This window comes from Streptomyces fulvoviolaceus, assembly GCF_000718165.1.
GTDB lineage: Bacteria > Actinomycetota > Actinomycetes > Streptomycetales > Streptomycetaceae > Streptomyces > Streptomyces fulvoviolaceus.
The window spans coordinates 1-19,128 of record NZ_JOEY01000096.1; the positions used below are offsets into that span (position 1 = coordinate 1).

Here is a 19,128-nt window from a genome sequence, read left to right on the forward strand (position 1 = left end):
CAAGGACATCGAGGACCTGTCCGAGGTCGAGTACCTGTACTGGGTCGGCTGCGCGGGTGCCCTCGAAGACCGCGCGAAGAAGACCACGAAGGCCTTCGCCGAGCTGCTCCACATCGCGGGCGTCAAGTTCGCGATCATGGGCGGCGACGAGAAGTGCACCGGTGACTCGGCGCGCCGCCTCGGCAACGAGCCGTTGTTCCAGGAGCTCGGCATGGAGAACGTGGCGGCGCTGAACATGGCGTTCGGCGAGGACGACGAAGACGAGTCGACCAAGAAGCCCAAGTCGGCCAAGAAGATCGTCGCCACCTGCCCGCACTGCCTCAACACGATCGGCAACGAGTACCCGCAGATCGGCGGCGACTACGAGGTCATCCACCACACCCAGCTGCTCCAGCACCTGGTGGACGAGGGCAAGCTGGTCCCGGTGACCCCGGTCGAGGGCATCATCACCTACCACGACCCCTGCTACCTGGGCCGCCACAACAAGATCTACACGCCTCCGCGCGAGATCATCGCCAGCGTCCCGGGCCTCCGGAACGAGGAGATGCACCGCCACAAGGAACGCGGCTTCTGCTGCGGCGCCGGCGGCGCGCGGATGTGGATGGAGGAGCGGATCGGCAAGCGCATCAACAACGAGCGCGTGGACGAAGCCCTCTCCACCAACCCCGACATCGTCTCCACGGCCTGCCCGTTCTGCCTCGTCATGCTGACCGACTCGGTCAACGGCAAGAAGAACGAGGGCAAGGCGAAGGAGTCCATCCAGGTCGTGGACGTGGCCCAGCTGCTGCTGGAGTCCGTGAAGACGCCGGAGGACGACGAGCCGCCGGCGGGCGCGGCGGACGTGGAGAGCGAGCCGGAGCCGCAGCCGGTGAAGTAACCGGCCCCTACGGCACCTTCCGACGCCCCCTGCCCGCGCCCGGGCAGGGGGCGTTTCTACACCATCCGGTGCCTTCTGGGCGCCACAGCGTTATTTATGCCCGGAATTTCCTATTTATTCCACTACAGGTCTTGGAATCGGCCCACGCCGGTGCCATGCCCTACTCCAAGCCAAGGAGAGTGGAAGAAATGACGACATCGCCGAGGTGGCGATCTGTTCTCGCCTCAGCCGCCACGGCTGCTGCGCTCGTCGTAGCACCGCTGGCAGCCGCGGGGGCAGCCCATGCCACGGACAACCCGTACCCACCGCACTCGACGGACCATCCGTACCCGCCGAAGCCGCCGTACCCGCCCAAGCCGCCGAAGCCGCACCACCCTGGCCACCCGCACCACGGGAACGGGCACCACCCGCACAAGTCGGAGCTCGCGCACACCGGTGGCAACAACGACAGGGAACTGATCCTGGGAGGCGTGGCGGCCACGCTCGTCGCAGCAGGTGCCGGCACCCTGGTGGTCGCACGTCGTCGCAACAACTCATGACGGTGTCAAAACCACGGATTACCTTCCGCGGGCGTTCCGGGCATGCTGCCCGGGACGCCCGTCGGGCCCACCTGCGCGTTCGCGGCCCTGTGGCCAGGACCGCGCTGCTGGCCGCCGCCGCACTGCCACCGGTGGCAGCCGCCTGGATCGGTGTCACCGGCTGGCTCGCCCACAGCGAACTCCTTGCCGCCCAACACGACCTGAACGCACTTCGGGAGTCGGTCGCGACCTCGGCGGCGTCCCGCCCCGCGGCGGTCGCCGCGGGGCCCCAGGCAGAGTCCGACCAGGAGCGACTGCTGCGTTCAGCGGCCGCACACGCCTCGCGCGCACACGACCTCACCACCGGACCGGCCTGGTACACCGCCGCCCAGCTGCCCTTCGTCGGCGGGCCCTTCGAGACCGTGCGCGGCATCGCACAGGCCTCGGACAGACTGACCGGAGATGTACTGCAGCCGCTGGTGCGAACCGTCCCCCGACTCTCGGCGGGCGCTCACGCCGGCGGCATCCCGCGTGTCCTCACGGAGTTGGAGAGCGAGGCGCCCGCGTTCGCCCGAGCCGCGGGTGTCGCGGCCGATGTACGGAACGACGCCGACCGCCTTCCCCGCTCCACCTGGCTGCCGGCTGCCGACCGCGCCCGTGCGCAGCTGTCGGAGCAGCTCGACCGTCTCGCCCCGCAGGCACGCGACGTCGCGGTCGCGGCCCGTGTGGCGCCGTCGATGCTCGGGGCACACGGGCCACGGCGCTACTTCCTCGCCTTCCAGAACATCGCCGAAGCCCGGGGCACCGGCGGCCTGCCAGGAGCCTTCGCCGTGCTGCGGGCCGACCGTGGCCATCTGTCCTTCGAGCACTTCGGCAACAACACCGAGGTGGACGCACGCGCGGACGTGGACCTCGGAGCCGAGTTCGCGGCCCAGTACGGGAGCAACGGGCCCACCAGCGTCTGGGCGAACTCCAACATGAGCCCGCACTTCCCGTACGCGGGCCGCATCTGGACCGAGTACTGGCGCGCGCAAACCGGCCGGCGTCTGGACGGCGCGATCGCCATCGACCCCGCTTCGCTGGGCCTCCTTCTGCGTGCCACCGGGCCGGCCCGTCTGCCCGACGGCAGCGAACTCACCGCCGACAACGCCGTGGACCTCACCGAGCGGACCGCCTACGCGAAATACTCGGACACCGCCGAGCGCAAGGCGTTCTTCGTCCAGGCCGCTCAGGCCGCCGCCGGGCGGATGATGAACGCGATCGACGACCCGAGCAACCTCCCCGCCCTGCTGAGCGCCGTGCACGACGTGCAGCGGGAAGGCCGCATGCAAGTGTGGAGCGCACACGCGGCCGAGCAACGCGAGCTGGAATCGCGGCCGTTCGCAGGCGTACTCCCCGACACGCCCGGACCCTTCGCGGGGCTCGTGGTGAACAACGCGGCCGGCACCAAGCTGGACTACTACCTGGACCGCAGCCTCGTCTGGGCGCCGGGTGCGTGCACGGACACCGGCCGGTCGGTCACCGCGACGGTGAAGCTCACCAACCGGGCGCCGACCTCGGGCCTGCCCCTCTACGTCACCCAACGCGTCGACTGGCCGACCTACCGCACCCGCCCCGGCGACAACCGGCTACTGGTGTCCTACTACGCGGGCACGGGGGCGAGCCTGACGCGTGCCACCCTGGACGGCAAGCCGATCAAGATGATCCCCGGCGCCGAACGCGGCCACCCGGTGTACACCCTCGACCTGGAGCTTCCCCGGCAGTCCACTCGCACGCTCGTGCTGCACCTCGACGAACCCCGGGCCGACCGCTCCCCGACGATTCTGCGGCAGGCCCTGGTGACGCCGCTGCGGGCCACCGTGAAGCCTGCGAGTCCGTGCCGTGTCTGACATACCGTGCAGGGCCGTTCGCCGTGACCGCCGCAGCGAAGGGGGGCGCCGCTCAGCAGCGGCGCCCCCCTTCGGGTTGAAGCGGCGACGTTACCGGCCCAGGATCCCGGCCAGCGTCAGCACCGCGTCGCGGACCTCCAGGGCCCGCGCCCTGTGCACGTCGGGGGCGGCGCCCACCGGGTCGTCGATGCCGTCCGACTCGCCCGGTGCGGGAACCACCACGCCGCGCCGGGACGCTGCCAGCCGGACGGCGTCGCGCCGCGTACCGGCCCCGGTCCCGGCCCCGTCCATGAGCCGGACGAACTCCCGGAGGGTGAAGCAGCGGCGCAGCGCCAGCGGGCAGAGCCGTACCGCCGCCTCCCGGTGGCAACGCTCCAGGCCGAGCACCAGGTCGGCCCGTTCGATCTGGCCGACGTCCAGGCGCCGGGCGGTGAACTCCCGTACATAACCCCCGAGTTCGTCGACGATCGCACGCGTCACGGAGTCCAGCGGTACCGGCCGGGCTTCGGTGCCCGCGCTGCGCACCCTGAAGTCCGGCTCCGGCAGCGCGGCGGCCAGCAGCCGTTCCGCGACCGGCGAGCGGTGCAGGTTGCCGGTGCAGACGAAGAGCACCTCGAAGCCGGTCACCGGGCCGTCGGCCCGCAGGAACCCCGGCATGCCAGGGCTGGTGTCGCGACTCACTTCTCGCCCGCGGGAGACCGCAGGGCGGCCCCGGCGAACTCCTCGTGCCCGGCAGCCGGACGGGGCACCGGCACATCCGCCGGGGCGTAACCGTAGCCGTACCCCTTGCCCTTGAAGCCGGCGGCCATGCTGAAAACGGTACCGAGGACGCGTACGCCGGTCCGGCTCAGCGACTCGGCGGCACTGCGGATCTGGTCGCGGCCGGTCTTGGAGGCGCGTACGACGAACAGCACCCCGTCGGCGAGCGGGGCCAGGCCGATGGTGTCGGCGACCGGCAGCAGGGGAGCGCTGTCCACGACGACCACGTCGTAGGTGGCGGCGAGTTCGCGCAGTACCGCCTCCATGCGTTCGGAGGCGAGCAGTTCGGTCGGGTTGGGCGGTACGGCACCGCTGGTGAGCACCGTGAGACGGCCTCCGGCCTGTTGCACCACATCCTCGATGCAGGCCTGGCCGATGAGCACCGTGGTCAGTCCGGCGTCCTGGACCAGCCCGAAGGTACCGGCCACGGACGGCCGGCGCAGGTCGGCGTCGACCAGGCAGATCCGCATACCCGCATCGGCAAGAGAGAGGGCCATGTTGACGGCGGTGGTGGTCTTCCCTTCACCGGGCACCGAGCTGGTCACGACGATCACCCGCGGCCGGTCGTCGACCTGCGCGAACTGCAGGTTGACGCGCAGCCTGCGGAAGGCCTCGGCGCGCGCGGAGGTGCTGGCGGCGTCCATCGCGATCCGCTGCCGGGCCGAGCTCCTGTCGTACGGGATGGAACCGAGGACCGGCAGCGAGGTGAGCTCTCCGAGCGCGTCGCTGGTCTTGACGGTGGTGTCGAGTGCCTCGCGCAGCGCGACGAGTCCGGCACCGAGCAGCAGCCCGCCGAACACTCCGGCCACGAGGTCGAGCAGCCGCTTCGGCGAGACAGGATTCCTGGGGACGCTCGCCTGCTGGGTGACACCGAGCGAGACGGGTGAGACGAGGGAGGTGGACGGGTCCAAGCCATCGGGGTACGCCGCTACCTGCTTCGGTGTCTCCAACTTCTCGACGACGGTGATGAAGCGCTCCGCGACGGCGTCGGCGATACGGGCGGCACGTGCCGGAACCGTGTCGCGCACCGTGATGTTGATGAGCACGGTGTTGAGCGGAGCCTCGGCGGTGATGCGGGAGGCGAGCTGCTCCGGCGTGTACTCCAGCCCGAGCTCGTGCGCCACGGGCTGCGTCACCTGGCGCGTGGCGACGATGGCCGCATACGACTGGACACGCGCCTGCGAGAAGCTCTGACCGTTGTTCAGATCGGCGGTGTCCGCACCGGTCCGGGTGGCGACGAAGAGCTGGGTATGTGCCTCGTAGACCGGCGTGGTCACCGCGGTTGCCGCCTCGCCCGCCCCGATGCCCAACACCAGACAGATCAGGACGGTCGGCCAGCGTCTGGCGAGTACTTTGAGATATCCACGAAGGTCCAACGGGTGTCCCTCACAGGGCTAGAAATATACCTTTTATTTGGCTTTGATACTCAATGCGCCGCCCAGGATAGGCGCCACAGGCCCGCGCCTTCGGGAGCCACGGCAGCAGCCCGAGGCCGATCGGGGGAAAACAACCCCGAAACGCGACGCAAAGAAGATTTCGGCGCCGAATCGCACCCCGCACCGCAGCAATATGCCTGGCGGCAGGACGGGCTCCCCCAGCGGACGGACAGGTCTTCATGCGTAGGACAATCGCCAATGAAGCGGGACCTCTTGACCTCGACCCCATGGCACCGGAGCCCGCCGTCGGCTCCACCGCGTCCCGCACCCTGCGCATCGTGCTGGTCGCGTTCACCTGCGATCCCACACGCGGCAGCGAACCGGCCATCGGGTGGGGCTGGGCCGAATCACTTGCGGGACGCGGGCACACCGTGGAGGTCCTGACGCACCCCGAGTTCGACAGCGTGCGGCACGCCGAGCGGCGAGTGGCGGACCTGGGGGCGGTGGGCGAACGCATCAGACTGCACGTCATCCCGGAACCGCGAGCGCCCCGGTGGACCAGCCTGCTGCCCGGCCCGCTGAGCGGCATGGCCGCGGAAGTCCGGCGCTACGACGGATGGCAGCGCCAGGCCCTGGCGTACGCCCGCAGCCACGGGCTCGACAGGGCCGACCTCGTGCACCACGTCTCGTACGGATCTCTGCAAGGTGGCTCTGCCCTGCGTCATCTCGGACCGCCCCTGGTGTTCGGTCCCGTCGGCGGTGGCCAGATCGCACCTCACAGTCACCGGCGTTACCTGGGCGCCGCCTACCGGCAGGAGGCGCTGCGGACCTGGCTGTGGGTTCGCTGCCTCAGCCGTCGGCAGTCATGCCGCAGGACGCTCCGCGAGGCGGCGGCGGTGCTGGCCACCAACCGGGACACGGAACGACGGGCTCGCCGTCTGAGCCGTACCGCCACCCGTCTGATGCTGGCGGACGGCATCCAGGAGTCGCTGATCCGAGAGCCGGCGGAGGCTCGGCCCGCTCGGTCCGGCCGTCCGCCCACCGTTCTGTGGGTCGGCAGGCTGCACCCGCGCAAGACCCCCGAACTGGCCGTGCGGGCGATCGCACATCTGCGGTCGGAGATTCCGGACGCGCGCCTCGTGATCCTCGGAGACGGACCTCTGCGGCCGTCCCTGGAACAGCTCGCGCTGCGTCTGGGGGTAGGTGAATCCGTGGAATTCCGGGGCCTGTTGCCCCGCGAACAGGTTTTCGAGGCCTGCGACGAGGCCGACGCGTTCCTGATGACCAGCCTGCGGGACTCCTCCAGCACGCAGACCCTGGAAGCGTGGGCCAGAGGCCTCCCCGTCATCCATCTCGGCCACCACGGCATCAGTGACTTCTCGGCGCCGGGCGGGTCGATCTCCGTACCGCTCGGCGACCCCGCCGACCTGCCGCAACGCCTCGCGTGGGCGCTCAGCGGCGTGCTGAACGATCACCAGACACGCCACTGCATGGAACGAGCCGCGCTGGCGTGGGCGCGGAAACACACGTGGACGGCGAAGGCGGAAACCGCCGAAGAGCTCTACCGCGGCATTCTGTGGTCGGCATCTGTGTGAACCCTCGAAAGGCAACCATGCTCGTATCAGTGATCATCCCCCTGTACAACACGGAGAAGTACATCGGAGCCTGTCTCGCGTCCGTCCTCAGCCAGACGCACCGGGAACTCGACGTCATCGTGGTGGACGACGGGTCCACCGATGGCGGCGCGGCGATCGCCGAAGGCATCGCTGACGAGCGTATTCGGGTTGACCGAGGCGCGAACCGGGGTGGCGCAGCCGCCCGCAATCGCGGTCTCGCCCTCGCCAAGGGTGAGATCGTGGCCTTCCTCGACGCTGACGATCTCTGGTATCCGGAGAAGCTCTCCGAGCAGATCAGCGTCCTTGAGAGCGACCGCGGTGTCGTCGCGGTCGGCGCGGTCTTCCAGTATCTGTCCGGAAACGGCCGCCGCCTGCTCGGTCGGGCGGGTCAGGACGCTCGGGACCCCGACTCTCGGGAGCGCCTGCAGCGGGGCCAGCTGATGCCGTTCCCGTTCAACTCCTCCCTGATCGCCTGGACCGACACCGTGCGGGCCGCGGGAGGGTTCGACGAGTCACTTCCGGTCGTCGAGGATCTCGACCTCATGACTCGACTGGCCCTGGCGGGATCGATTGCCACGGTCATGCGGCCGCTCGGTGCCTACCGAGTTCACAGCAACTCCCTGTCGGCCCGTCATCACGCCAAGATGATGATGCTCATGCGCTTCGTCGAGAAGCGGGCCACGGCCCGGCTCGAGGGCCGGTCCGCACCCGACCTGGAATCGTTTGTGTCCTCGTATCGCCTCACGAGGGCGCAACGGCGGCAGGACGGCGCGGCACGGCGATTTCGTGACGCCGGCCTGCTGGTGATGGAAAGACGGTACGTCAAGGCGTCCGCGCTGTGCGCTGCCGCCCTGGTGGCCCGGCCGTCGTACACGCTGCGCCGAATCGCGATGCGCCTTTCGGTTCGCCGTACGCCAAGTGCCGTCGCCCACGGCGCGAACTGACCGCAGTTGCGGGTGCTCCTGCTCTCGGTCAACAGCGAGCCGGAGACCACATCACATGGTCTCCGGCTCTGGTTATCAGGGCGGCCACAAGGGCCCGGCTCACCCCGACTCGGCGGAGCAGACGGACGAGACGTGGTCGACGGCCCTCTGCTGGCTCGGCAGGGGAGGCGGCGTCGGTCGGCCGAGCGACCGCAGGGTCCAGCCGGCGGATCGCCACAGCGCCGCGTCGAGGGCGTTGCGCGCGTCGAGGATCTTCCGCGCGGGTGTCACGGCGGCGAGCGCGGCGGGGTCGATCCGGCGGTAGTCGGTCCACTCGGTCAGATGCAGCACGAGATCGGCGCCCTCGCACGCCTTGGTCACATCGGGGGCGTATTCGAGCATGGGCAGGACGGCCCGCGCGTTGTCCATTCCCTCCGGGTCGTGGAGCCGTACGTCCGCGCCCTCACGATGGATCGCGGCCACTACGGCCAGGGCGGGCGAGTCCCGCACATCGTCGCTGTCGGGCTTGAACGTGGCGCCGAGGACGGCGATACAGCGTCCCTCGAATCCTCCGCCGACCATGTCCCGGGCGATGTCGACGGTGCGTCGCCGCTGCCGCATGTTGATCTCGTCGATCTGGCGGAGGAACGACACCGCGCTGCCGATGCCGAGTTCGTCGGCGCGGGCCGTGAACGCCCTGATGTCCTTGGGGAGGCATCCGCCGCCGAAGCCGAGGCCGGCGGAGAGGAAGCGGCGGCCGATGCGGGTGTCATACCCGAGGGCGTCGGCCAGGGTGACCACATCGGCACCCGTGGCATCGCAGACCTCGGCCATGGCGTTGATGAACGAGATCTTGGTGGCGAGGAACGAGTTCGCCGCGACCTTCACCAGCTCGGCGGTGGCCGGGTCCGTGCTGATGTAGGGCACGCCGACGCGCAGCATCGGTGCGTACACCTCGCGCAGGGTCTCGTCGGCCCGCTGTGACCAGACGCCGGCCACCAGCCGCTCCGGGCGGAGCGTGTCCTGGACGGCGAAGCCCTCCCGCAGGAACTCCGGATTCCAGGCGACCTCGACGTCCGTGCCCTCCGGAACGAGCTCCTGGACACGCGCGGTGAGCCGGGCCGTCGTTCCCGCGGGGACCGTGGACTTGCCCACGATCAGGCAGCGTCGGCTCAGCCTGGGCGCCAGCCCGTCGATGACGGCGTCGACCGCCCGCAGGTCGGCGGCGGGCGAGTCCCGGCGCTGCGGGGTGTTCACACAGACGAAGTGCACGTCGCCGAAGTCGGCCGCCTCGTCGAGAGAGGTGGTGAAGCGCAACCGCCCCGAGCCGACGGTTCGGCCGAGAACGTCCTGCAGACCTGGTTCGAAGAAGGGCACCCTGCCCTCTTTGAGAGCCGCGATCTTCTCGGCGTCGATGTCGACGCCGAGCACCTCGTGCCCGATGTCCGCCATGCACGCGGCGTGCACGGCCCCGAGGTATCCCGTCCCGATGACGGTCAGTCGCATCTCGCTCGCCTCTTTCTGCGTCAGTTCGGATAGCCGGACGGGTTGAGCTCCTGGAACCGCCATACGTCCTCGCACATCGCGGTGAGGTCTCTCGTCGTGGTCCAGTTCCAGGCCCGGGCCACGGCGCTCGGGTCGGCGACCAGGGCCGGCACGTCGCCGGGACGGCGGCCGGTGATCTCGTACGGGATCGACGTACCGGAGGCGCGCTGGAAGGCGGCGACGAGTTCGAGCACCGATGTGCCCTGTCCCGTACCGAGGTTGAAGACGCGCATGCCGTTCTCGCCCACGAGGTGTTCCAGCGCGACGCGATGGCCTTCGGCGACGTCCATCACATGGATGTAGTCGCGCACACCCGTGCCGTCGGTGGTCGGGTAGTCGTCGCCGAAGACGCTGAGCTTCGGGAGCCGGCCGGCGGCGACCCGGGCGAGGTACGGCATCACGTTGTTGGGCACGGCTCCCCGGGGCACCTCGCCGAGCAGTCCGCTGGGGTGCGCGCCGACCGGGTTGAAGTAACGCAGGACCAGCACGGAAAGCCGGGGCAGATGACGGCAGGTGTCGGCGAGCACCTGCTCGCAGAGCCACTTCGAGGTGGCGTACGGGTTGGTGGGGCCTGCCGGGTCCTCTTCGGTGAGCGGCACCTTGGTGGCGTTGCCGTAGATCGAGCAGGACGAGGAGAACACCAGGCGGTGGACTCCGTGGTCGTGCATGGCACGCAGCAGAGCCGTGGTGCCGCCCACGTTGGTGTCGTAGTACTCGACGGGCAGTTCCACGGACTCCCCGACGGCCTTCTTCGCGGCGAAGTGGATGACGGCGTCGATGTGATGCTCGTCGAACACCCGGGACAGAGCGCGCCGGTCGAGCAGGTCGATCTCGTGGACGGCGACCGGCGGGCGGGCGGCGATCTTCGCAACGCGTTCCAGCGCGCCGGGCGAGCTGTTGGAGTAGTCGTCGACGACCACTACGTCATAGCCGTGGTCGAGGAGTTCGACACAGGTGTGGCTGCCGATGAAACCGGCGCCACCGGTCACCAGGACAGTGGTGCGACCGGGCACGGTCACCTCTCTTCGGTAGTGGCTTCGCAGGCCCGGACGCTGAACCACTCCACCGTCCGCCGTACACCGTCCTCGACCGGTACTTCCGGGTGCCAGCCGAGGTGTTCACCGACCCGGGTGATGTCCGGGCGGCGGCGGACCGGGTCGTCCACGGGGAGCGGGTGGTACTGGATCTCCGAGTCCGAGCCTGTGATGTCGAGGACGAGCTCGGCGAGGTCGGACACCGTCCACTCCTCCGGGTTCCCGAGATTGAACGGCCCGGTCTCGGACGAGTCCAGCATCGCGATCAGGCCACGGATCAGGTCGCTCACGTAGCAGAAGCTGCGGGTCTGCTTGCCGTCGCCGTAGATGGTCAACGGATCGCCGTCGAGGGCTTGGGCGATGAAGCTGGAGACGACCCGGCCGTCGAGTCGGCGCATGCGCGGGCCGTAGGTGTTGAAGATCCGGATGATTCCCACGTCGACGCCCAGGCTGCGCCGATAGGCAAGCGAGACGGCTTCCGCGTACCGCTTGGCCTCGTCGTACACGCTGCGCGGTCCGACCGGATTGACGTTCCCCCAGTAGTCCTCGTCCTGAGGGTGGACCAGCGGATCGCCGTAGACCTCACTCGTCGAAGCGAGCAGGAACCGGGCGTTGTTGAGCCGGGCCAGTTCGAGGGCGTTCTCGGTGCCTCGGCTGCCCACGGCAAGGGTCTGCAGGGGCAGCCGCAGATAGTCCGGCGGTGACGCGGGACTGGCGAGATGGGCGACGGCGTCGACCGGGCCGGGGACTTCCGCGGTGACGCTCACGTCGGCGTGGATGAATTCGAACTCGGGGTATTTCCGCAAGTGTGCGATGTTCTCGGGCCGCCCCGTGCTGAGGTTGTCGAGGCACACCACGGCGTCCCCACGCCGCAGCAATGCCTCACACAGGTGTGAGCCCAGAAAACCGCCCCCACCGGTTACGGCAACGCGCATGGATTTTCTCCAGAAGTGCAGGAAGGGGTGGATTTGTTGTCGCAGAACGTCGAAATGATATGAGCGGACGCTGTTTCTTATTTCGTGCGCGACTGAGGCCGTGCACTGTTTGGCCGGTACCGGGAAAGAGGCGGGAAACCGGCGCGACACAGCCCTTGGCATAGAGGATGCGCCGGCGCGGAAAGCCGTTGCCGCGAGCGGGCGATCACTCGCACGTGTGAATGGACGCTCGCGCGTCGCGCACCTCGCCACCTGTGTGACTACTACGCCTCCGGGGCTACTTCGCCCCGGGTTTCGCGTGGCTGCCGGGGCGCCCCTCGAACGCCACGAGACGATCCTGACCGCACGAGGCGCACACGAGGAGCCCCATGGAAACCGACCGCCGGGTGTCCCCATGACGCAGCTGACGTCCGTCACGGTCCGAGGCATGCGCTGGGCCTATCTCGCCAGTGCGGCGAGCGCCGCCGTCCAGATTCCCTACACGGCCGCGATGGCCCGGCTCCTCACCCCCGAGGACTTCGGGCTGATGGCACTGGCATACCTGGTGCCGCGTTTCGCTCAGAACTTCGCCCAGGGCGGTCTGAGCTCCGCGGTGGTCCAGCGCCCCTCACTCACGGGCCGCGACGTACGCGTGATCTTCACGCTGGCCCTCACCTTCGGTATCTGCTCCAGCTCGGCGGTCTGGTTCGTCGCTCCATACGCCACCGAGTTATTCCGCGGTCCTACCGAATTGACCAGCCTGATCCGGGCGCTTGCCCTGGGTCTGCTGATCACGGCTCTGGGCGCCCCCTCCACCGGACTGCTGAGCCGCGGTATGCGATACCGGGCCGTCGCCCTCACCGACTTCTTCTCCTTTGTCGTCGGCTTTTGCGCTGTCGGAATCTCTTCCGCACTCCTCGGCGCAGGCGTGTGGAGCCTTGTTTACGGCGTACTCGCATGGACTCTGCTGCTGGCCCTTCTGTCCTACCTCCTGGTCCGGCACTCGCTGCGTCCCCTGTTCGATGTGCGTGCCATGCGTGACGTCATGCGCTTCGGCGGCAAAGTATCGGTCAACGGTTTCCTGGAATACCTCGTGGCGGACTTCCCCAAGCTCTCCATCGGCCGCTACGTGGGCGTCGCCGCCGCCGGGCTCTACGACCGCGCCGCGATCCTGGCGACGTTTCCGCTGCAACAGATCCAACAGGCGGCGAGCAAGGTTCTCCTGCCCGCCCTCAGCCGCATCCAGCACGAGACCAGCCGGCTCGGCGCCACCTACGCCGACTGCACGTCTGTGACCACGCTGGTCCTCTTCTCCATGTGGGCGGTGATCGGCGCGAGTAGCGAGGAGTTGGTGGCCCTGCTGCTCGGCAGTCAGTGGCGCGGCAGCGCCGAACTGGTCCCGATCCTGGGCCTGGCCAGCGCGCTCAGTCTGGTGGCGCACTTCTCGGGCACGCTCGTGGAGGCCATGGGCGCGGTGGGACGCAAGGTCGTCATCCATCTGGTGCAGCTGGTGGTTCTCGTCGCCGGAACGGCCGTCGCACTGTTCCTCGGCGGCGGAGTTCACGCCCTGATGATGGTGGTACTGGTGAGCCAACTCATCAAACAGGCCCTGTTCTACGTATGGCTGAACCAGCTCTTCCCCACCACCCGCCGGCTGATCGCGGAGGCATACGTACAGGCCGCCGCGCTCGCCGTCCTGATCTGGCTCGCCCTGTGGTCCGTTCGGCAGGCGCTCGACGACAGTTGCCCTCCGGCAGTGATCCTCGCGGCCGAGCTGGCAGCCGCGGGTGCCCTGATGCTGTGCTGTGTGCGGTACGGCGCCGGTCTGCACGGCGTGCGTGTCGCCCGGGAACGCGGCCTGCTGCCCGCTGTGCTCTGGCGCTGATCCCGTTGGGTCAGTAGGCGCCGTTGCCCTCGACGACAGCTCGCAGCGTCCGGCGCAGGATGCCGAAGTCGACGGCGGGGGACCAGTTGTCGACGTAGCGCAGGTCCAGGGCGACGGTCTCGTCCCAGGACAGGTCGGAGCGCCCGCTGACCTGCCACAGACCGGTGAGTCCCGGCTTGACGCTCAGTCGCCGCAGTTCCACCTCGTTGTACTTCGCCACTTCGTCGGGCAGCGGCGGCCTCGGACCCACCAGGGACATGTGGCCCCGCAGCACGTTGAGCAACTGGGGGAGCTCGTCCAGCGAGAAGCGGCGCAGCACCCGGCCCACGCGCGTGATCCGGGGATCGCTGCGAATCTTGAACATCAGCCCGTCCTGCTCATTGGTCCCGGCGAGCTCGTGCCTCAGCTGTTCGGCGTTGGCGACCATGGTGCGGAACTTCGCCAGGTTGAAGTGGCGGCCGCCCTGCCCGACGCGGATCTGGCGGTGCAGGATCGCTCCCGGCGAATCCAGCCGTACGGCGATCGCCACCGCGGCGAAGACAGGGACGAACAGCACCAGCAGCAACGCGGCGCCCACCCGGTCCGTCACCTCCTTCAGCAGCAGGGCGGCGCCGCGGCGGACGGGCGAGGCCACATGCAGCATCGTCAGACCGGCCACGGACGAGACCCTCACCCGGCGTTGTGCCACCTCGGTCAGGCCGGGTACGACGACGAGCGGCCAACCGTCCTCGTGCACGGCCCAGGACAGCCGGCGCAGTCGCTCACCGGCCATGCTCGGCCCGGATGCGACGAAGACCAGGTCCACCCCCAGCCTTCGGGCCGCCGCCAGCACCGCCACGGAGTCGTCGGACGGTCGCGCCGGGGCCTGCTTGTCCAGCCGTGCCATGACCGGGGCCACCGGGTTGAAGGTGTCGTCGCCGATCGGGCACACCCCGACCACGACGAACTCGTGGTCGGTGCGTCGCGCGAGATGATTCACCAGACCCTCGAGAGCGGCCGCCTCACCCATCACCAGAGCCTGACGGACGGCTCGTCCGGCACGGCGCTGCGCCAGCAGGTGACGGTGCGTCATGACCTGGCAGACCGCAGTGGTCGGGAGGCACGCGGCCAGGCCGGCCAACGCGAGATGAAAGGGGGAGTCCACACCGGCCGCCGCTCCCAGCACGGTGAGCAGCCCCACCAGAATCAGCCAGTCCCGCAGCATGGGGTCGGCGGCGCCGCCTTCTCCCAGGTTGCGCCACGCGTACCGCGTGCGCGAGGCCCGTACGATCACCCAGGCCGAGGCCACCACCGCCGCGTACCACACGGCTTGCGTCTCACCGGCCATGCGGAAGGCCGTGTACACCGGCACGGTCGCCCCCGCGGCATCGACGGCCGTCGCAGCCGGCAGATACCAGGCAGGCTTGCCATGCCGTCTTCGTCTGGTGCGAGGCGGCTCCCGGTCGGACTGCACCTGCGCACGCCCTGGCAGCGGGACATAAGGTACGTCTCCCCGAACAGTCAAGGTCACCTCTCCAACCGGCTCCAGCGGATTTCCTCGGGTCCGTTTACCTGTCCAGGTCATCATTCGAAGGTGCGACAAGCGGCGGACGCATCGAGTGTGCAGACGTCAACGTGGTGGGGAGGGTGGCGACGCTCGCCCAAGGAGAACTCTCACCCGATGAGCAGCATCGGGCCGGACCGCGCCGCGCGTGACCCCACAACGTGTCCGTTCACGTGTCGCTGCGCCAGGCGGGTGGACTCACCGCAGCGCCATCCCCAAAGCGACGGCAAGGATCACCGGTTGCGCGAGTTTGTCTCCTGCCCCGGAGGCCTCGACAGCGGGCACCCGCTGCCTGCGCGGAGCGCCCCGCACCCGCCTCTGCTGACGACGACCGAAGGCACCCTGTCATGAAGATCGCGGTGGTCCACAGCTTCTACACCTCCGCAACGCCCAGCGGAGAGAACGCGCTCGTACGAGACCAGGTGCGTGCGTTGCGCGCCGCGGGCCACGGGGTGGAGCTGTTCGACGCCCACACCGATGAACTGGCGCGGGATCCGCTCTATCCTCTGCGGGCAGCGGCGCGCGTGGCGTCCGGACGAGGCCGCAACCCGCTCTCCCGGCTGCGTGCGTACGCCCCCGACCTGGTGCATGTCCACAACCTGTTTCCCAACTTCGGGCGTTCCTGGGTACGGCACTGGGACGGCCCGCTCGTGGCGACCCTGCACAACTACCGGCCCATGTGTGCCGCGGCGACGCTCTACCGTGCGGGCGCCGTGTGCACGCGTTGCCCGGACGGCGAACCATGGGCAGCCCTGCGGTACGGCTGCTATCGCGAGTCCCGAGCCGCAACACTGCCCCTGGCCTGGGCCGGACGGCACGGCCTTGCGCGGGACCCGCTGCTGGCCCGCGCGGACCGGCTCGTCGTGAACTCCCGGCTGAGCGAGCGGACCTACCAGGGTGCCGGTGTGCCTGCCGAGCGCCTGGTCCTCGTACCCAACTTCGTCGACGCACCGCAGGCCGGAGAGGCCGGGGGCGACGACAACGGCCGTTGGCTCGTCGCCGCGCGCCTCACGGCCGAGAAGGGCGTCCTGGAACTGCTGCGTCAGTGGCCCGCCGACGAGCCGCTGGACGTCGTCGGCGACGGCGAGCTCCTCGCCGCCTGCCGGGCGGTCGCCCCTTCCTCCGTCCGCTTCCTCGGCCTTCTCGACCGGACCGAACTGTGCCGGCGGATGCCCTCCTGGCGCGGCCTGGTCTTCCCCAGCCGCTGGTACGAGGTCGCGCCCTGTGTGCAGGCAGAGGCTCTGGCGGCCGGACTTCCGATCCTGGCTTTCGAGGGCTCGTCGGTCGCCGAGTCGGTACAGGAACTCGGTACCGGTCTGGTCACCCAGTGGGACCAGCCTCTCGCCCCGGTCCTGAGAGAGGCGGCGACTCGCTTCCCGTCGCTCCGCGCCCACTGCCGACAGATGTACGCCGACCACTTCACGGAGCGCGCCTGGATCGCGCGCATCGCCGAGGCATACGAGGAAGCGGTTCGCGTCGCTGACGACCGCGCCACCGCGCCCGCCTAGGCAGAGCGGCTGGGAAGGGCGAGTGATTCGTGACAACGAAAGTGCACATGGCGTACCTGAAAACCGACGTGGCCGGACATACGGACCTGGACGACCGTCCGTCCGTGTCTCAGGCGGCCGACGGAAAGCCCACCACTGACAACCGGTTGATCGCCGGAACCGTGGCGGTCGCCGTTCTGCTCACCGGAGGCCGTTGGATTTCTCACCTGCACATGGGGCCGCTCTACATCGGTGATGTCCTGTTGTGTGCGGCCTTCCTGCAGGCCATCTGTTTGAGATCGCTTTCCGGGCAACGGCGCGAGCGCATCCACGGGCCGGGAATCCTGATCGGGCTGCTGCTGCTCGTGACAGGGTTCCACCTGCTTGCCGTGGAGGGCGACCTGCGGATGGCCGCCCGTGACGCGGCGCCCTTCGCCTACGCCGCGATCGCCTATTTGTCCGCGGGCGGCTACCAGAGAGCGAGCGACCGCGGCAGAGCGCGAACGGTCCGGTTGATCCACGGCGGACTGTTGCTGCACCTCAGCTGGATGGTGGTGGCGACCCTCGCACCGGACTGGGTCGCCACGTTGCCCAGGGTGGGCCCGACTCGCGTCTTCGAGATCAGGACCGATTTCGACGTGGCGGTGCTCGGCGTGCTGGCGGGCATGTCGATCCTGCGGATCAGACGGGGTCGGATCTGGCTGCACGGATCGGTGGCCGCCGCCGCGCTGGCCACGGGCCTCGCACAGGTGAACAGAGCCGCCCTCATCTCGTGCTGTTTGTGCGTGCTGGTGGCCGTCATGCTCAGGGCGGGCAGGAACGGCCGTCTCACCCTTCGCGCGGTGACGCTCGGAGCGATCGCGGTCCTTGCCGTGGTGGTGGCGGTGCTTCCGATGTCTCCGGCCGGCCAACGTCTCCTTGCGCTCAACAAAGGTGCGACAGCGTCTTCGGAGTTGGTGGAAAACGCTCAGGGCACCAAGCGCGCTCGATTGATCGCGTGGGAGCGGGTCGTGACGTACACCTTGGACGACCCGGCACGGTCAGCCATCGGTGTGGGATTCGGACCGGACTTTCTCCAACTGTCCAACGGCGACCTTCCCATCGGTCGAGGAATGGGAGTGCGTTCTCCCCACAACTACTTGATCACCTCGTTTGCCCGACTGGGCTTCGCCGGTCTCACCATTGTCGTCGCTCTGCTGGCCAGTCTTCTGGCCATTGTGATCCGAATCGTTCGAAGAGGGCCGCCCGACGAGCTGACGTCGTTGTGTGTGCTGCTGGTGGTCTCCCTTCTTGTCGTCTCCCTGTTGGGCGTCATCCTGGAATCACCTTTCGGCGCCACTCCCTTCTTCTGGGCAGCTGGAATCCTGCTCGCAGGCCATCGGACACGACGGGCCCGCCGCCGACAGAAACCGGAACAGAAGAAAGAGGCGATGGTATGAGTGTCGCAGTGGTCACCGGCTCGGCCGGTCTGATCGGGTCACAAGCGGTACGGCACTTCGCGCGTCTGGGACTTGATGTCATCGGCATCGACAACGACATGCGCTCGCGGTTCTTCGGACCGGAAGCGTCGACCGCGTGGAACGTGAAACGTCTGGCCGCGGACCTTGGCAAGGCCTATGTGCACCATGGCGTGGACATTCGCGACCGGGACGCAATGGCGTCCGTCTTCCAGAAGTACGGCCGGGACATCGCCGTCGTCATCCACACTGCGGCGCAACCGTCCCACGACTGGGCGGCACGTGATCCATTCCTGGATTTCGACATCAACGCCGCAGGCACGCTCAATGTGCTGCAGAACATTCGCGAACACTGCATCGACGCCCCCCTGATCCACTGCTCCACCAACAAGGTGTACGGCGACCGCCCCAATTCCCTGCCGCTGGTGGAGCAGGAGACTCGCTGGGAGATCGCCGACGGTCACCGCTACGCCGCCGGCATCGGCGAGGACATGTCCATCGACGCCTGCCTGCACTCGGTTTTCGGCGCCTCGAAGGTGGCCGCGGACATCATGGTCCAGGAGTACGGCCGCTATTTCGGACTCAGGACAGCGTGCTTCCGTGGGGGCACGCTCACCGGCCCGGGCCACTCCGCCACAGAACTGCACGGCTTCCTCGCTTATGTGATGCGCTGCGCCATGGAGCGGCGCACGTACAAACTCATCGGGTACAAGGGCAAGCAGGTGCGGGACGCCATCCACAGTCATGACGTGGTCGCCGCGTTCGAGGCGTTCTTTCGCAATCCACGCAGCGCCGAGGTGTACAACCTGGGCGGTGGCCGACACTCCAACGCCTCCAATCTCGAAGCGATTGCGCTGGCCGAGAAGATCTCGGGAAACGAGATGCTCGTCGAACACGTCGACACGCCCCGCACCGGCGACCACATCTGGTGGATCAGCTCCAACGCGCGTTTCGAACAGCACTGTCCGGAGTGGCAGTTGACGTACGACGTGCCGATGATCATGAACGAGATCTACGAGGCCAATGTGGACAGGTGGGTCCCGTCCCGGTGAAGAAGAACGTTCTTGGCGTCCTCGTCGACGTGACGAGCTATGACGAGGCGACGGACTCCGTGCTGGCCGCGGCCCGGAACCGCCGCCCGTTCGCAGTCACCGCGCTTGCCGTCCACGGCGTGATGACGGGCGTGCTGGACCAGGAGCACGGCGCCCGTCTCAACTCCTTCGACCTGGTGACCCCGGACGGTCAGCCGGTGCGCTGGGCACTGAACATGCTGCATGGCGCGGGCCTCACCGACCGGGTGTGCGG

The 19,128-nt window shown here is 68.7% G+C and carries 16 protein-coding genes; 10 read left to right on the forward strand and 6 right to left on the reverse strand.

Going from position 1 to position 19,128, the window contains the following annotated elements; genetic code table 11:
- From IG08_RS0150975 to IG08_RS55335, 3 genes are all read left to right on the forward strand, one after another.
- On the forward strand, window positions 1-877 hold an 877-nt coding region (locus tag IG08_RS0150975), incomplete at its 5' end, for a (Fe-S)-binding protein (protein ID WP_030621125.1).
- A gap of 188 nt (window positions 878-1,065) precedes the next feature.
- Window positions 1,066-1,416, forward strand: coding sequence for an LPXTG cell wall anchor domain-containing protein (locus IG08_RS59730; protein ID WP_106981173.1), 351 nt, complete (start codon window positions 1,066-1,068; stop codon window positions 1,414-1,416).
- Between the two features lie 89 nt (window positions 1,417-1,505).
- The gene (locus IG08_RS55335) at window positions 1,506-3,284 is read left to right on the forward strand and encodes a DUF4012 domain-containing protein (protein ID WP_052425299.1); all 1,779 of its coding nucleotides are present in this window, start codon (window positions 1,506-1,508) and stop codon (window positions 3,282-3,284) included.
- 90 nt (window positions 3,285-3,374) lie between these two features.
- Here the strand turns inward: IG08_RS55335 and IG08_RS0150985 are convergent, their stop codons facing one another.
- Both IG08_RS0150985 and IG08_RS60990 read right to left on the reverse strand, forming a co-directional pair.
- Window positions 3,375-3,941 (reverse strand): arsenate reductase/protein-tyrosine-phosphatase family protein, encoded by a 567-nt coding sequence (locus IG08_RS0150985; RefSeq protein WP_052425300.1) that lies wholly within the window; start codon window positions 3,939-3,941, stop codon window positions 3,375-3,377.
- A 20-nt stretch (window positions 3,942-3,961) separates the two neighbouring features.
- On the reverse strand, window positions 3,962-5,419 hold the full coding sequence (locus IG08_RS60990; protein WP_052425301.1) for a tyrosine-protein kinase domain-containing protein: 1,458 nt from the start codon (window positions 5,417-5,419) through the stop codon (window positions 3,962-3,964).
- A gap of 287 nt (window positions 5,420-5,706) precedes the next feature.
- Between IG08_RS60990 and IG08_RS0150995 the strand changes: the two genes are divergently transcribed.
- On the forward strand, window positions 5,707-7,014 hold the full coding sequence (locus IG08_RS0150995) for a glycosyltransferase family 4 protein (protein ID WP_030621135.1): 1,308 nt from the start codon (window positions 5,707-5,709) through the stop codon (window positions 7,012-7,014).
- Window positions 6,948-7,979 carry a glycosyltransferase family 2 protein gene (locus IG08_RS0151000; protein ID WP_158812403.1) on the forward strand — a complete coding sequence of 344 codons (1,032 nt, stop codon included), beginning with the start codon at window positions 6,948-6,950 and terminating at the stop codon, window positions 7,977-7,979. The genes IG08_RS0150995 and IG08_RS0151000 overlap by 67 nt, the downstream gene beginning before the upstream one ends.
- 99 nt (window positions 7,980-8,078) lie before the next feature.
- Here the strand turns inward: IG08_RS0151000 and IG08_RS0151005 are convergent, their stop codons facing one another.
- From IG08_RS0151005 to IG08_RS0151015, 3 genes are read right to left on the reverse strand one after another with little or no spacing between them, the layout of a single operon-like run.
- Window positions 8,079-9,464 (reverse strand): UDP-glucose dehydrogenase family protein, encoded by a 1,386-nt coding sequence (locus IG08_RS0151005; RefSeq protein ID WP_030621141.1) that lies wholly within the window; start codon window positions 9,462-9,464, stop codon window positions 8,079-8,081.
- 20 nt (window positions 9,465-9,484) lie between these two features.
- Window positions 9,485-10,516: a UDP-glucose 4-epimerase GalE gene (gene galE, locus IG08_RS0151010; RefSeq protein WP_030621144.1), complete on the reverse strand. Its 1,032-nt coding sequence runs from the start codon at window positions 10,514-10,516 to the stop codon at window positions 9,485-9,487.
- 2 nt (window positions 10,517-10,518) lie between these two features.
- Complete coding sequence (locus IG08_RS0151015; protein ID WP_052425303.1) at window positions 10,519-11,472, reverse strand: UDP-glucuronic acid decarboxylase family protein; 954 nt, start codon at window positions 11,470-11,472, stop codon at window positions 10,519-10,521.
- 394 nt (window positions 11,473-11,866) lie between these two features.
- Here IG08_RS0151015 and IG08_RS0151020 point away from each other — a divergent pair, with 394 nt between their 5' ends.
- Entirely contained in the window at window positions 11,867-13,336 is a 1,470-nt protein-coding gene (locus tag IG08_RS0151020) for a lipopolysaccharide biosynthesis protein (RefSeq protein ID WP_030621148.1), read from the forward strand.
- A 10-nt stretch (window positions 13,337-13,346) separates the two neighbouring features.
- Here the strand turns inward: IG08_RS0151020 and IG08_RS0151025 are convergent, their stop codons facing one another.
- Window positions 13,347-14,687: a sugar transferase gene (locus tag IG08_RS0151025; protein WP_234343206.1), complete on the reverse strand. Its 1,341-nt coding sequence runs from the start codon at window positions 14,685-14,687 to the stop codon at window positions 13,347-13,349.
- Between the two features lie 539 nt (window positions 14,688-15,226).
- On the opposite strand from IG08_RS0151025, the gene IG08_RS0151030 reads away from it, so the two are divergent.
- The 4 genes from IG08_RS0151030 to IG08_RS0151045 all read left to right on the forward strand — a co-directional run.
- The gene (locus IG08_RS0151030; RefSeq protein ID WP_030621152.1) at window positions 15,227-16,387 is read left to right on the forward strand and encodes a glycosyltransferase family 4 protein; all 1,161 of its coding nucleotides are present in this window, start codon (window positions 15,227-15,229) and stop codon (window positions 16,385-16,387) included.
- A 47-nt stretch (window positions 16,388-16,434) separates the two neighbouring features.
- Window positions 16,435-17,805 (forward strand): O-antigen ligase family protein, encoded by a 1,371-nt coding sequence (locus tag IG08_RS0151035; RefSeq protein WP_030621155.1) that lies wholly within the window; start codon window positions 16,435-16,437, stop codon window positions 17,803-17,805.
- Between the two features lie 8 nt (window positions 17,806-17,813).
- Entirely contained in the window at window positions 17,814-18,875 is a 1,062-nt protein-coding gene (locus IG08_RS0151040) for an NAD-dependent epimerase/dehydratase family protein (protein ID WP_199821131.1), read from the forward strand.
- Window positions 18,872-19,128, forward strand: a 257-nt coding sequence (locus IG08_RS0151045; RefSeq protein WP_199821132.1) for a WecB/TagA/CpsF family glycosyltransferase, incomplete at its 3' end; no start/stop codon positions are given. The genes IG08_RS0151040 and IG08_RS0151045, both read left to right, overlap by 4 nt.

What these genes read in the sequence shown, in the direction of transcription:
- IG08_RS59730 (WP_106981173.1), top strand. Translation starts at nt 1,066, where the DNA reads ATGACGACATCGCCGAGGTGGCGATCTGTTCTCGCCTCAGCCGCCACG.
- IG08_RS0150985 (WP_052425300.1), bottom strand. Translation starts at nt 3,941, where the DNA reads ATGCCGGGGTTCCTGCGGGCCGACGGCCCGGTGACCGGCTTCGAGGTG.
- IG08_RS0150995 (WP_030621135.1), top strand. Translation starts at nt 5,707, where the DNA reads ATGGCACCGGAGCCCGCCGTCGGCTCCACCGCGTCCCGCACCCTGCGC.
- IG08_RS0151005 (WP_030621141.1), bottom strand. Translation starts at nt 9,464, where the DNA reads ATGCGACTGACCGTCATCGGGACGGGATACCTCGGGGCCGTGCACGCC.
- IG08_RS0151015 (WP_052425303.1), bottom strand. Translation starts at nt 11,472, where the DNA reads ATGCGCGTTGCCGTAACCGGTGGGGGCGGTTTTCTGGGCTCACACCTG.
- IG08_RS0151020 (WP_030621148.1), top strand. Translation starts at nt 11,867, where the DNA reads ATGACGCAGCTGACGTCCGTCACGGTCCGAGGCATGCGCTGGGCCTAT.
- IG08_RS0151030 (WP_030621152.1), top strand. Translation starts at nt 15,227, where the DNA reads ATGAAGATCGCGGTGGTCCACAGCTTCTACACCTCCGCAACGCCCAGC.
- IG08_RS0151035 (WP_030621155.1), top strand. Translation starts at nt 16,435, where the DNA reads ATGGCGTACCTGAAAACCGACGTGGCCGGACATACGGACCTGGACGAC.